The organism is Marisediminitalea aggregata, from assembly GCF_900129565.1.
GTDB classification, from domain to species: Bacteria; Pseudomonadota; Gammaproteobacteria; order Enterobacterales; family Alteromonadaceae; genus Alteromonas; species Alteromonas aggregata.
The window spans coordinates 216,972-230,146 of record NZ_FQWD01000002.1 but is presented as its reverse complement, the minus strand read 5'-3'; the positions used below and the strand labels follow the sequence as shown (position 1 = coordinate 230,146).

Below are 13,175 nucleotides of genomic sequence, written 5' to 3'. Positions count from 1 at the left end.
CGAACGCAGCAGGAAGAAAAAGAATAGATGAAGTTTAATCAGTTAGTTGTAGCCGGACTTTTGTACTCCAGTGCTAGCTTAGCGAACGCTGCATCCAGCAATAGCGAATTTGTAGTTGAAGATATCCGGGTTGAAGGGTTACAGCGTGTGGCATTAGGTGCCGCGTTAACGTACATACCTGTGCAGAAGGGCGACGAGCTGAATACATTCCGTATTACCCAGCTTATTCGTTCTCTGTATTCCTCGACCCACTTTGAAAATATTGCGGTAATGCGCGATGGCAATACGCTGATCATACGCGTGGCCGAGCGTCCAACCATCAGTAACATCATTTTTGAAGGCAACGATGATATTAAAGACGAGCAGTTACAGGAAAGTCTGGACGGTAACAACATCCGCGTGGGTGAGCCGTTAGATAAAACCGTACTCACGTCGATTGAAAACGGGTTGAAAGACTTCTTCTACAGTATTGGTAAATACAACGCAGATGTAACCGCTATTGTTACGCCGCTGCCTCGAAACCGTGTTGACCTGAAGCTGTTGTTTGAAGAAGGTGATGCCGCCGAAATTAAGCAAATTAATATTGTCGGCAACGAGTTGTTCAGCGATACCGAATTGCTGGAAGACTTTGAGCTGCAATACAACACCGCCTGGTATGATTTCTTGTCGGAAACCCGCTACCAGCAGCAAACGCTGCAAGGCGATATGGAAACTCTACGTAATTTCTACATGGACCGCGGTTACCTGCGTTTCAATGTTGACTCGACCCAGGTGGCTATGTCACCTGAAAAAGACGGTATTTATATCTCACTCAATATTACCGAGGGCGAGCAGTACACTATTTCAGATGTAGAGTTAGTCGGCGACTTACTGGGGCATGAAGATTTCATTGAGAAAGTGCTGCCGTTGACTCCGGGTGAACTTTACAGTCAGGCAGAGGTGACGTATACCGAAGAGTATATAAGCAAGTATCTCGGCCGCTTTGGTTATGCGTATCCTACCGTCACAACAGTGCCTGAAATCAACGACGAAGACAAAACCGTTAAGTTAACGCTGCGGGTCGACCCTGGCAAACGTATTTATGTGCGTCGTATTAACTTCAACGGTAACACCATCACTGCCGATGAAGTGCTGCGTCAAAATGTCGTGCAAATGGAAGGTACCTGGTTGTCAAACTCCATGCTGGAGACGTCCAAAAACAGCATGTCGCGTTTGACATACATGGAAGAGGTAGAATTTGAAACTGTGCGTATTCCTGGTAAAGACGATCAGGTAGACGTAGAGTTTAATGTTAAAGAACAACCTTCAGGATCGTTCAATGCGGGCATCAGCTATGGTGATCAGACCCGACTGGGCTTACAAGCGGGTATTCAGCAGGATAACTTCCTGGGAACGGGTAAGAGAATCGGCATCAACCTGAGTACAGTGTCATACCAGAAACAGGCCCAGCTATCTTATACCGATCCTTTCTTCACTATCGACGGTATTAGTTTGGGCGGTACCATCGCGTACAGTGAGTTCGACGGATCAAGCTTTAACGTTATTCAGTACAATTCAAAGCGTTGGTCTGTAGGTGGAACGATTGGTTACCCTATCGATGAATTTAACCGTATCACGTTTGGTTTGACGTACTCTGATATTGAGTTGTCGAATCGTGGGTACTACGAACAAACAAACCGCTTCTACGAGCAGTTTACCAATGAGAATAACCCGGATGCGCCTATTGCTTACACCAGTTTGCAAGCGTCGGCGGCCTGGAGCCGTGTTACACTGAACCGTGGTTTATTCCCAACTGCGGGGTCATCACAGCGCGCCTCATTTAGTATCACCACACCAAATTCTGATGTGAACTACTTTAAAACAGTATATGATGCTCGATTCTATTTCCCATTGACCCGTAATCAGCGTTGGTCGGTTCTGACAAAACTGCGGTTGGGTTATGGTAATGGTTATGGCGACATCAATGGTAATGACCAGATACTGCCATTTAACGAAAACTTTACTGCAGGTGGCGCAGATACCTTGCGCGGCTTTGAGAACAACACAGTAGGGCCTCGTGGAATTAGAAGAAGTAGTGTCGGTAACTCTACGACACTACCCGACGGTACCGTTGTACCGGGTGATCCTTCTAATGATACGATTGCTTTGTCCCGACGTAGCCTGGGTGGTAACGCCATGGCGCTGGGTGGTGTTGAGCTGATTGTTCCCACGCCATTTGTGGAAGAAGACTCATCTAACTCAGTCAGAACAAGTATGTTCATTGACGTGGGTAACGTCTGGGATACTGAGTTTGATTACGAAGAATACGCGCAGTTAAACAACGGTACAACGGGGGCCGAACTATTAGATTTCTCGGATTGGACTTTGTTTAGAAGTTCCGCCGGTCTATCGGTACAATGGATTTCTCCAATGGGACCAATGGTATTTAGTTTCTCCAGAGCGCTTAAAGAGCGTGACGGTGATGACGCTAAGTTCTTTACCTTTAATATTGGACAAACATTTTAAAATTAAGCTGGCATAGACCAGAATTGAAAAGGAGCACCTTTTGAAAAAGTTGGCAAAATACGCAATCGCATCGGCTATGTTAGGTAGCGCAATGTTTAGTACTGCAGCAATGGCAGAACAGAAAATTGGTGTGGTAAATGTTCAGGAAATTTTCCAATCTCTGCCTCAGGCAGCCGAGATTCAGAATGCCATTCAAATGGAATTCAAAGAGCAGGTAGATGAAGTAAACTTATTGCAACGTGATGGTCAGCTTTACACTGAAAAACTTCAGCGTGACGCAGCAACCATGAGCGCCCAGGAAAAGAAAGAGCTGGAAGAGAAAATCCTTTCAGTACGTGAGCAGTTGAGCCAAAAAGTTCAGCCGCTTCAGCAAAACATCCAACGTCGCCAAAACGAAGAGCGCAACAAGCTGTTGGCCCTGATCAAGCAGGCCATCGACGCAGTTGCTGCGAAAGAAGGCTATGACATTGTTCTGGATGCGCCAGCTATCGTTTATGTGGACGAGAGCAACGACTTATCTCAACAAGTATTCGATCAGGTTAGCAAGATAAACTAATTCGGATTCACTTCATCGAAATACGACCCGAATCAGACCAATACGCAGGTGTTGGTCTGATTTGTTTTTAAGTGATTAACGCGTAAGGTTGCGGCCCAGATGAAGTCATAGCAGCAAAAGCCATTCAGGACGCCTGCTGCTACTATCGTGTCAAAGGAGAGAGTTTTTGGCCAGTTCACTTAATATTATTGAAATCCGTGAAATCATGGATTTACTACCACATCGGTACCCATTTTTACTTATCGACCGCGTAACTGATTACGAACTGGGCGTGAGCATTAAGGCGTATAAAAATATCACCCTTAACGAGCCTTGTTTTACTGGCCATTTCCCGGATTATCCTATATTTCCAGGTGTGTTAATTTTAGAAGCCATGGCGCAGGCAGCGGGTATTCTCGGTTTTAAAACCGTAGGTAAAAGCGATAAGCTATACTTGTATGCAGGTATCGATAACGCGCGCTTCAAGCGTCCGGTAACACCGGGCGACAGACTCGACTTTGAGGTATGCCTGGTGAAAGAACGCCGTGGCATCTGGAAGTTTAAAGGTGTAGCCAGTGTAGATGGCGAAGAAGCTTGTAGCGCAGAGTTCATGTGTGCAATGAGAGAGAAACAATAACGTGATTCATTCAACTGCTGTGATTTCACCAAACGCGAAGATTGGCAACAACGTATCAGTAGGCCCGTTTTCGATAATTGGTGACGATGTCGTACTTGGTGATGATTGCCGGGTCGAATCGCATGTAGTGATCAAAGGTCCCAGCCGCATCGGTCGCGGTAATCACTTTTACCAGTTTACGTCGATTGGTGAAGACTGTCAGGACAAAAAATACGCCGGTGAGCGTACTGAACTGATTGTTGGCGACAACAATATTTTTCGCGAGGGCGTAACAGTCCATCGCGGTACAGTGCAGGACGAAGGGATAACCCGTATCGGTTCGAACAACCTGCTGATGGTCAACGCACATGTTGCCCACGATTGTGTTATCGGCGATAACACCATTCTGGCGAATAATGTGGCGGTAGCTGGACACGTTGAAATTGGCGACTATGCCATTTTGGGTGGTACCACAGCGGTACACCAGTTCTGTAAAATTGGCGCACACGCCTTTACCGGCGGTGGCGCAATTATACTGCGAGATGTACCGCCTTACGTGATGGTAAGTGGCACCAAGCACATTCCGCAGGGAATCAATTCAGAAGGCCTCAAGCGTAGAGGGTTCGGTAAAGAAACGATTATGGCTATCAAACGGGCCTATAAAGTGATTTATCGAGACAACAACACGCTGGAAGAAGCCATCAAAAAGCTAACGGAAATGGCCGACGAATGCCCGGAAATAGGTATGTTGATTACCTTTTTAGCCGGCGCAGAGCGCGGTATTGTTCGATAGCACATGTCTAATGCACCGTTACGGATAGCGGTCGTCGCTGGCGAGGCATCAGGTGATGTCCTCGCTGCGGGTATGATCCGCGCATTAAAACGCCGTTACCCCAATGCCGTATTTGAAGGCATTGCTGGTCCGAATATGCAGGCCGCTGGCTGCAAGAGCTTATTCGACATTGAAATTTTGTCTGTGATGGGACTAGTGGAAGTACTTTCCAGTATTCGCCGCATTCTGGGGGTAAAAAACGCCCTGATTGAACACTTCGAAAAGCATCCCCCGGATGTGTATATTGGCGTTGATGCGCCAGACTTTAATTTACGGGTCGAAAAAGTCCTAAAAGCAAAAGGCATTAAAACCGTTCATTACGTGAGTCCCACCGTTTGGGCATGGCGTGAGAAACGTATATTCAAAATCGCCAAGGCAACCCATCGCGTGTTGGGGATTTTTCCTTTCGAGCACGAAGTCTACGACAAGTACCAAATACCGTATTCTTTTGTTGGTCATACCATGGCCGATATTATTCCTATTGAACCGGATCAGGCTGCAGCAAGACAAACGTTAAAGTTGTCGTTAGATTCATCCTGTCTGGCGATGTTACCCGGTAGCCGACGCGGTGAAGTTGCTAAACTACTGCCAGTCTTCGCTCAAACGGTAGAAAAGCTGTGGCAGAAAATACCCGATCTCCAGGTCGTCATTCCGGCCGCTAATCAGGCCCGCACGCAGCAAATTCACGAGTACTTACAGGACCATCTACCCGCCTGGTTGAACGACAAACGCGTTGTGCTGGTTGAAGGGCAGTCGCGCGAAGCCATGATCGCCAGTGATGTTATTTTACTGGCCTCCGGCACGGCGACACTCGAAGCCATGTTATGTAAACGACCGATGGTAGCCGCTTATTTGTTGTCGTGGCTTACACATAAAATGATGCAACGCATGTACAAGCCGAAATACTTTGCGCTACCGAATATTTTAGCCAACGAAGCACTTATTCCTGAACTTCTGCAGGAAGACGTCAACCCAGAACGATTAAGTCAGGAACTGTTTGCGTTATTCTCTTCTGATACCACGGCGTTAATGGCTGCTTTTACCCGACTTCATCAGTCACTAAAACAAAATGCCGATGAGCGTGCCGCTGATGCAGTAATTGAGGTAATTAATGAGTAATGACTACCGCTTAATAGCCGGGGTAGACGAAGTAGGCCGCGGCCCGTTAGTTGGGGATGTGGTTACCGCTGCTGTCATTCTGGACCCCAATCATCCTATTGAAGGCTTGGCTGACTCAAAAAAGCTGAGCGAGAAAAAACGTCTTTTACTGGCTGAGCAGATTAAGCAACATGCGCTGGCCTGGTCGATCGGGCGCGCGACGCCAGAGGAAATCGACCGCATCAATATTTTACACGCCACCATGTTAGCCATGGTCCGTGCGGTCGAAGGACTGATAATTACCCCTGAATTTGTCAGAGTCGACGGAAACCGTTTGCCTCAATGGAAGTATAGTGCTGAAGCCGTTGTGAAAGGGGATAGCAAACACGCGGAAATTTCAGCGGCGTCTATTATCGCCAAAGTGGCTCGGGATGATGATATGATTGCGCTAGACAAACTGCATCCGGAATACGGGTTTGCTGCGCATAAGGGGTATCCCACCAAAGCGCACTTTGAAGCCATTGCCCGCTACGGTGTATTATCCTGTTATCGAAAGAGTTTTAAGCCGGTTCAAGCGGTACTGGCAGGGCCTGAAGCCGCGGCTAAGTAGTAAAGGTATATCACAACTATGTCAGTGAATTTCGTTCATTTACGTGTCCATTCTGATTTCTCTATGATGGATGGCCTGAACAAGGTGAAGCCCATACTGGATAAAGTCCAGGAACTCGGCATGCCTGCGGTGGCGATCACCGACCAAATGAACATGTGTGGACTGGTTAAGTTCTATTCCGAGTCACATTCTCGTGGGATTAAGCCCATTATTGGCTGTGATTTTTGGGTACAAAGCGACGATTTTAACGAAGATCCTTTCCGCTTAACTTTGCTGGCCATGAACAATGATGGGTATAAGAATATTACCCTGCTGATATCCAAGGCTTATCTGCGTGGGCATGTCGCTCAGCGCGCCGTCATAGACAAAGACTGGCTGGCCGAACACGCCGAAGGTGTTATCGTGTTGTCGGGGGGCATGCGTGGCGATATAGGGCTGTGCCTGGCAAAGAATAACCCTCGCTTGCTGGAAGATAATCTGGCGTTTTACCAGACCCATTTTCCTGACAGGTTCTATTTAGAATTAATGCGAACAGGCCGACGCGGTGAGGAAGATTATAATCACAGTGCGGTAGCCTTAGCTGAGTCTGCCGACTTGCCTGTGGTAGCAACCAATGAAGTCTGTTTTATTGAGCAAGCCGGTTTTGACGCTCATGAAATCCGTGTCAGTATCCACGATGGTTATACCTTGGACGATAAGCGTCGTCCTAAGCTTTATAGCGATCAGCAGTATCTTCGCACGGGCGAGGAAATGGCGGCGCTGTTCGAAGATATTCCCGAAGCATTAGCGAATACGGTTGAAATTGCCAAGCGCTGTAACGTGACCGTTCGCCTTGGTGAATATTTCCTGCCTCAATTTCCAACCGGCGGCATGACCACCGAAGATTTTCTGGTAAAAGTGTCTAAAGAAGGCTTGGAAGAGCGTCTTGAATTTCTATTCCCAGACGAAGAAGAACGGGCGAAGCGGCGTCCGGAATACGATGAACGTTTGGAAATTGAGCTTGGGGTTATCAACCAGATGGGGTTCCCGGGTTACTTCCTGATCGTAATGGAATTTATCCAGTGGAGTAAGGACAACAATATTCCAGTTGGGCCCGGACGGGGGTCTGGTGCCGGTTCATTGGTGGCCTACGCGCTAAAGATTACCGATCTGGACCCGCTGGAGTTTGACCTGCTATTCGAACGATTCCTTAATCCGGAACGGGTATCCATGCCCGACTTCGACGTTGACTTCTGTATGGATCGCCGGGATGAGGTCATCGACCACGTTGCGGAATTGTATGGCCGTGACGCGGTATCGCAGATCATTACCTTCGGAACCATGGCTGCAAAAGCCGTTGTTCGTGACGTAGGCCGGGTACTTGGTCACCCTTACGGCTTTGTTGACCGTATATCTAAGTTGATACCGCCTGATCCGGGCATGACACTGAAAAAGGCTTTTGAAGCCGAGCCGCGATTACCTGAGCTGTATGACATGGATGAGGAAGTCCGTGAGCTCATCGATATGGCGCGGATTCTGGAAGGGGTGACCCGTAACGCCGGTAAACACGCCGGGGGCGTGGTTATTGCGCCTACCAAAATCACTGACTTCGCCCCACTGTATTGCGATGATGAAGGGAAAAACCCGGTTACCCAGTTCGATAAAAACGACGTTGAAACCGCGGGTCTGGTTAAGTTCGACTTCCTGGGGTTACGGACGCTCACCATTATTCAGTGGGCGCTGGACATGATCAAGGAAGGGCAGGGTATAGACGTCGATATCGCCGCCATTCCATTAGAAGACAAAAAGAGTTTCCGCTCGCTACAAGCGGCAGAGACCACCGCAGTATTCCAGCTGGAATCCCGCGGTATGAAAGAGCTGATCAAGCGCCTGAAGCCTGACTGCTTTGAAGATATCATCGCTTTGGTAGCCCTGTTCCGCCCGGGTCCTCTGCAATCAGGCATGGTAGATAACTTTATCGACCGTAAGCACGGCCGCGAAGAGATTTCGTATCCGGATGCGGAATACCAGCACGAATGCCTGAAAGAAATCCTGGAGCCCACCTACGGCATCATCCTGTATCAGGAACAGGTTATGCAGATCGCTCAGGAAATGTCAGGGTACAGCCTGGGCGGCGCTGACTTGCTTCGCCGAGCTATGGGTAAGAAGAAACCCGAAGAGATGGCCAAGCAGCGCTCAACCTTTGAGGATGGCGCAAAGAACAACAATATCGACCCTGATCTGGCGATGAAAATCTTTGACCTGGTGGAAAAATTCGCCGGTTACGGATTTAACAAATCACACTCAGCAGCCTATGCGCTGGTGTCGTACCAGACGCTTTGGCTAAAAGTGCATTACCCTGCCGAGTTTATGGCGGCGGTAATGTCAGCGGATATGGACAACACCGATAAAATCGTCACCTTGGTAGACGAAGTCGGTCGCATGGAAATGGAAATCCTGCCGCCGGATTTGAATAAAGGTCGTTACAAATTTACCGTGGATGCAGAAGGTCGCATCGTTTATGGTATCGGCGCAATTAAAGGGGTGGGCGAAGGCCCGATTGAAGCGATTATTGAAGCCCGTGAAACACACGGTGCGTTTACTGACTTATTCGATTTCTGCGCCAAGGTTGATTTAAAGCGCGTCAACAAGCGTGTATTGGAGAAGCTGGTGCTGTCTGGAGCGATGGACAATCTCGGTCCTCACCGTGCGGCGCTGATGGCAACGTTACCAGAAGCGATTGCCGCCGCTGACCAGCATGCCAAAGCCGAATCGTTCGGCCAATCCGATATGTTTGGCCTGTTAACTACCGAGCCAGAGCAGGTTGAGCAAGCCTTTGCCGACGTGCCTAAATGGCCGGAAAAAGTCTGGTTAGAAGGGGAAAAAGAGACGCTGGGCTTGTATTTGACCGGACACCCCATAAATCAGTATGCAGACGAGATAAGAAATTACATTGACGGGCGACTCGTAGACCTGCGTCCAACGGGCAAAGACCAGATGAGTACAGCTGTGGGTCTGGTACTTGGTGTACGGGTAATGACCAACAAAAAGGGGCGTCGCTGGGCTATCGTTACCCTCGACGATAAAAGTGCACGAATGGATGTGCGTTTCTTCCCCGATATGTATGAACAATTCGAGTCTATACTGGAATCCGACAGAATTCTGCTGATAAAAGGACAGGTCAGCTTTGATGATTTCTCGGGTGGCAATACAATCACCGCCCGAGATGCAATGGACATTGTACAGGCCCGCGAGAAAAACGCGCGAGCCCTGGCATTGCAAGTTGATACGCAATGGTGTAAACCTGATAAGTTAGCGTCGTTGCAATCAATTTTGCAATCCTATTCCGGCGGAAGTTGTCCGGTACAGTTAGATATTTTACATCCAGATGTTGCAGTTTCCCTTAAGTGCGGTGCACACTGGTACATCACACCCGAAGATCAGTTACTGCACGAGTTGAAGCAGTGTTTGGGTGAACAGGCAGTGAAGCTGGCCTTTCATTAACACAGTGGATTTGCCCGGAAGTAAAGATAGGACATGTAATGAGTATACAGTTTTTGGATTTTGAACAGCCGATTGCCGAACTAGAAGCAAAAATAGAAGAGCTAAGGCTGGTAAATCAAGGTGGTGAGTTTGATGTGGGGATCGAAGAAGAGATCACCCGTTTGCGCAACAAAAGCGCCGAACTGACCGGTAAGATATTTTCAAATTTAGGTGCCTGGCAGATTTCGCAATTAGCCCGTCATCCAATGCGCCCCTATACGCAGGACTACATCAAGCACGCGTTTGAGGAGTTCGATGAATTAGCCGGTGATCGCGCGTTTGCCGACGACAAAGCCATTGTGGGTGGTTTGGCTAAACTGGACGATCAGGCTGTGATGATTATCGGTCATCAAAAAGGCCGCGACGTGCCAGAAAAAATTAAGCGTAACTTTGGTATGCCTAAACCTGAAGGCTACCGCAAGGCACTGCGTTTAATGAAAATGGCCGAGCGATTTAATCTGCCTATTATTACCCTGATTGACACACCCGGAGCATATCCTGGTGTAGGCGCAGAAGAGCGTGGACAAAGTGAAGCTATTGCCCGTAACCTGAAAGAAATGGCCGAGTTGAAAGTGCCAATTATCTGTACCGTTATCGGTGAAGGTGGTTCAGGTGGTGCATTGGCCATTGGTGTTGGCGACCGCGTTAACATGCTGCAATACAGTACCTACTCGGTAATTTCTCCTGAGGGCTGTGCGTCAATTCTTTGGAAGAGTGCAGACAAAGCGCCATTGGCTGCAGAAGCCATGGGCGTAAGTGCACAACAAATCAAAGAACTGGGCCTGATCAACGCCATTGTTGATGAGCCTTTAGGTGGTGCACATCGCGATCACGCCAGTATGGCCGCGAATTTAAAAGCGACGCTTAAACAACAGTTAAGCCAGCTTAAGTCATTGCCGCTGGATCAACTGATGAGCGAGCGTTATGATCGCATCATGTCCTTTGGCTATTGCTAAGTCATTACAGAGAATCAGTTAAAGGAGCCTGTCGGCTCCTTTTTTATTGCATGACATCATTGATTTCGACGTTAAAACACACGCTAACACAGCGGTTAAGAGAACATACCCCGGCGACACTGCTTATCGGTTTAAGCGGTGGGGTAGACTCTGTGGTATTGCTGCATGCGCTGGTCGGGTTGCGTGATGAACAAGCGATGGAACTGCCGCCGCTGGCCGCTATGCACATCAATCACGGTATAAGTCAAAACGCCGCCGACTGGCAGGCGTTTTGTGAAACGCTGTGTAACGTTTGGGATGTGCCTTTTCATTGTGCTGAGGTTACGGTAGAACACACTGCGCGCACCAGCCTGGAAGCTACTGCCCGTGATAAGCGTTACGGAGCGTTGTGTGCTCAGGCGATGTCGCTTTCGGCGGCTGTGCTTACCGCCCATCACAGTGACGATCAGGCCGAAACCGTACTGTTGCAGTTAAAACGAGGGGCCGGCCCAAAAGGACTCTCGGGGATGGCAGAAAGCAGCAGACTTAACGAGGTTGATATCTGGCGGCCATTACTTGGCCTGTCGCGTGTTGAGATTGAGCGCTACGCCAGTGATCACCAGTTAACATGGGTGGAAGATGAGTCAAATTCTGACACGCGTTACGACCGCAACTTCCTGAGGCAAACCCTGTTACCCGCCTTGCAGGAACGCTGGCCCGGTTTTACCCGCACAGTTACCCGCAGCGCAGCGCTGTGTGCGTCGCAACAAAGCCTGCTTGAAGAGGTCTGTGATGAGCGTCTGAGCTCGCTGCTTGTGGATGACGGAGCAATACAAATCGCTGGTTTGCTGGCGTATTCTGAAGCGTGGCAACAGGCTCTGATACGCCGTTGGATTGAAATGCGTGCTCTGCCAATGCCCAGCAATGCTCAGCTTGAACAAATCCTACGCATTCCCTATGCGGCAGCCGGTCGGCAACCTGCAGTGGTAATCGGGCAGTACAGTGTCCGGCGCTTCAGAGACAAGTTGTACATTGTTAACAACAAGCAGGATTGTGATGCAACACAGCTTACTGATGCGATGGCTGTTGCAGTAGATAAACCGGTATCGATTGACGGTATGACAATATCGCTGTCTTTTGAGGCCAGTGACGAAGCCGAGCAATTATTTACACGTGATCCAACCCAATTAGCCATAAGGCCTGCGCCATTGACCTTACCGGTCAAGCCGAGAGGCGAGCAACATCACAAGCCATTAAAGCAATGGTGCAAGTTATGGAACATGCCGCCGTGGCAGCGCGAATCGCTGTGGTTACTTTTTGATAACGATGAGGCCGTTGCCTTGCTGATACCTGATACGCTAAAAATAGTGCCTTTAGGGCGAGAGGAAGGGCAGCGGGTGTATTTGAGCTGCAAATAAGCGCTTAAAACGGCAAGTCCTTGCCGTTATATTGCAGACAGTTATGCCGCTTGGTAAGTATCTTTACCGCCGTCTTTGGCTTCGTACAATGCCTTGTCTGCGCGTTCAAATATCATTTCCAGGCTGTCCCCCGCTCTGAACAACGACCCGCCGATACTGGATGTGACGCCGTGGCTGGTTAGCAATGGATGACGGTGCATGGCTCGTTGAATGCGCTGCGCAACCGTGTTGAGTTCCTGCGCGTTATCGACGTCCAGTAAACAACAGAACTCGTCGCCACCAAAGCGAAAAGCTTCTTCATGCCCGCGAATGCAGTCCAGCAAAATGTGGGCAGTTTCCTGCAATACTCTGTCGCCTTGTTGATGACCATAGCAGTCATTCACTTGCTTAAAGTTATCCAAATCAACAACGAGTAAGCCAAATAGTTGATCACTGCGCACGTTGCGGTTGATCAGGCGCTGCGCAGCATCATTGAAGCCGTTGCGATTGCCCAGATTAGTCAGTGGATCTTTGGTCGCCATAAGCTTCAGGCGACGAAATTCCAGCGCATGACTTAACGGCCTGATAAAAATATGGTGTAAATTGGCCAGAATTCGGCGTTGGGTTGGCGCCAGCATTTCGCCGAATTGGTATCGGATATACGCGGAAGTTTGATTTTCACCACATTTAATCGACGATACCGGCAGTGAAATCGTTTCAATGTTGTCTCTCGGACGTAAGCCGTACCGCAACGTCTCACCAAAATCACTTAAATCAAGGCTTTCCACCGGTAAAAACGTGGCCAACTGGGTAAAATAGAGTGACCCCAGTGTAGATAATTCAATCGTCGATGTGAGCTGGCTCAATACGCTGTTAATTTGATCCGACGATAATACTTCCCGCTCAGTAATTGGCGAAAACGCAGTATCTGCGGTAGTTTCAAACTGTATCATTGATATATCCACACAATGCCCCTTAACGTATTGATGTTTGGACTAATCAAAAATGAATGACAAAATTTTGTCGTGAAATCCGTCAAACTGTGCTTTGATTATCCTTATAAGAAATTCTGCAAAACGCATGCCTAGTTTATTTTTGACGCTATTTGGCTTATCAACGGAGTAA

Annotated in this window: 10 protein-coding genes; 9 read left to right on the top strand and 1 reads right to left on the bottom strand. The window is 48.6% G+C overall.

Features of this window, described 5'->3' with window-relative positions:
* Positions 1-27 precede the first annotated feature (27 nt).
* The 9 genes from bamA (at position 28) to tilS (ending at position 12,071) form a co-directional block, all read left to right on the top strand.
* Positions 28-2,505 carry an outer membrane protein assembly factor BamA gene (gene bamA, locus BUB81_RS05110; protein WP_073319295.1) on the top strand — a complete coding sequence of 826 codons (2,478 nt, stop codon included), beginning with the start codon at positions 28-30 and terminating at the stop codon, positions 2,503-2,505.
* Positions 2,506-2,545: 40 nt separating this feature from the next.
* Complete coding sequence (locus BUB81_RS05105; RefSeq protein ID WP_084526243.1) at positions 2,546-3,061, top strand: OmpH family outer membrane protein; 516 nt, start codon at positions 2,546-2,548, stop codon at positions 3,059-3,061.
* Positions 3,062-3,227: 166 nt separating this feature from the next.
* Positions 3,228-3,677, top strand: coding sequence for a 3-hydroxyacyl-ACP dehydratase FabZ (fabZ, locus tag BUB81_RS05100; RefSeq protein ID WP_073319292.1), 450 nt, complete (start codon positions 3,228-3,230; stop codon positions 3,675-3,677).
* A 1-nt stretch (position 3,678) separates the two neighbouring features.
* A complete protein-coding gene (gene lpxA / locus BUB81_RS05095; RefSeq protein ID WP_073319289.1) occupies positions 3,679-4,449 on the top strand; it encodes an acyl-ACP--UDP-N-acetylglucosamine O-acyltransferase in 771 nt (256 codons plus the stop codon).
* A 3-nt stretch (positions 4,450-4,452) separates the two neighbouring features.
* A complete protein-coding gene (gene lpxB / locus BUB81_RS05090; protein ID WP_073319286.1) occupies positions 4,453-5,607 on the top strand; it encodes a lipid-A-disaccharide synthase in 1,155 nt (384 codons plus the stop codon).
* The gene (gene rnhB / locus BUB81_RS05085) at positions 5,600-6,196 is read left to right on the top strand and encodes a ribonuclease HII (protein ID WP_073319283.1); all 597 of its coding nucleotides are present in this window, start codon (positions 5,600-5,602) and stop codon (positions 6,194-6,196) included. The genes lpxB and rnhB overlap by 8 nt, the downstream gene beginning before the upstream one ends.
* Before the next feature lie 18 nt (positions 6,197-6,214).
* Positions 6,215-9,679, top strand: a complete 3,465-nt coding sequence (gene dnaE, locus BUB81_RS05080) for a DNA polymerase III subunit alpha (RefSeq protein ID WP_073319280.1) — start codon at positions 6,215-6,217, stop codon at positions 9,677-9,679.
* A 38-nt stretch (positions 9,680-9,717) separates the two neighbouring features.
* Positions 9,718-10,674, top strand: a complete 957-nt coding sequence (gene accA / locus BUB81_RS05075) for an acetyl-CoA carboxylase carboxyl transferase subunit alpha (protein ID WP_073319277.1) — start codon at positions 9,718-9,720, stop codon at positions 10,672-10,674.
* A gap of 50 nt (positions 10,675-10,724) precedes the next feature.
* A complete protein-coding gene (tilS, locus tag BUB81_RS05070; RefSeq protein WP_073319274.1) occupies positions 10,725-12,071 on the top strand; it encodes a tRNA lysidine(34) synthetase TilS in 1,347 nt (448 codons plus the stop codon).
* A gap of 41 nt (positions 12,072-12,112) precedes the next feature.
* Here the strand turns inward: tilS and BUB81_RS05065 are convergent, their stop codons facing one another.
* Positions 12,113-13,003: a GGDEF domain-containing protein gene (locus BUB81_RS05065; RefSeq protein ID WP_084526241.1), complete on the bottom strand. Its 891-nt coding sequence runs from the start codon at positions 13,001-13,003 to the stop codon at positions 12,113-12,115.
* Positions 13,004-13,175 lie beyond the last annotated feature (172 nt).

Bases quoted from the DNA above. Each gene is read 5' to 3' on its own strand.
- dnaE (WP_073319280.1), top strand. From the start codon at position 6,215: ATGTCAGTGAATTTCGTTCATTTACGTGTCCATTCTGATTTCTCTATG.
- bamA (WP_073319295.1), top strand. From the start codon at position 28: ATGAAGTTTAATCAGTTAGTTGTAGCCGGACTTTTGTACTCCAGTGCT.
- lpxB (WP_073319286.1), top strand. From the start codon at position 4,453: ATGTCTAATGCACCGTTACGGATAGCGGTCGTCGCTGGCGAGGCATCA.
- accA (WP_073319277.1), top strand. From the start codon at position 9,718: ATGAGTATACAGTTTTTGGATTTTGAACAGCCGATTGCCGAACTAGAA.
- rnhB (WP_073319283.1), top strand. From the start codon at position 5,600: ATGAGTAATGACTACCGCTTAATAGCCGGGGTAGACGAAGTAGGCCGC.
- tilS (WP_073319274.1), top strand. From the start codon at position 10,725: ATGACATCATTGATTTCGACGTTAAAACACACGCTAACACAGCGGTTA.
- BUB81_RS05065 (WP_084526241.1), bottom strand. From the start codon at position 13,003: ATGATACAGTTTGAAACTACCGCAGATACTGCGTTTTCGCCAATTACT.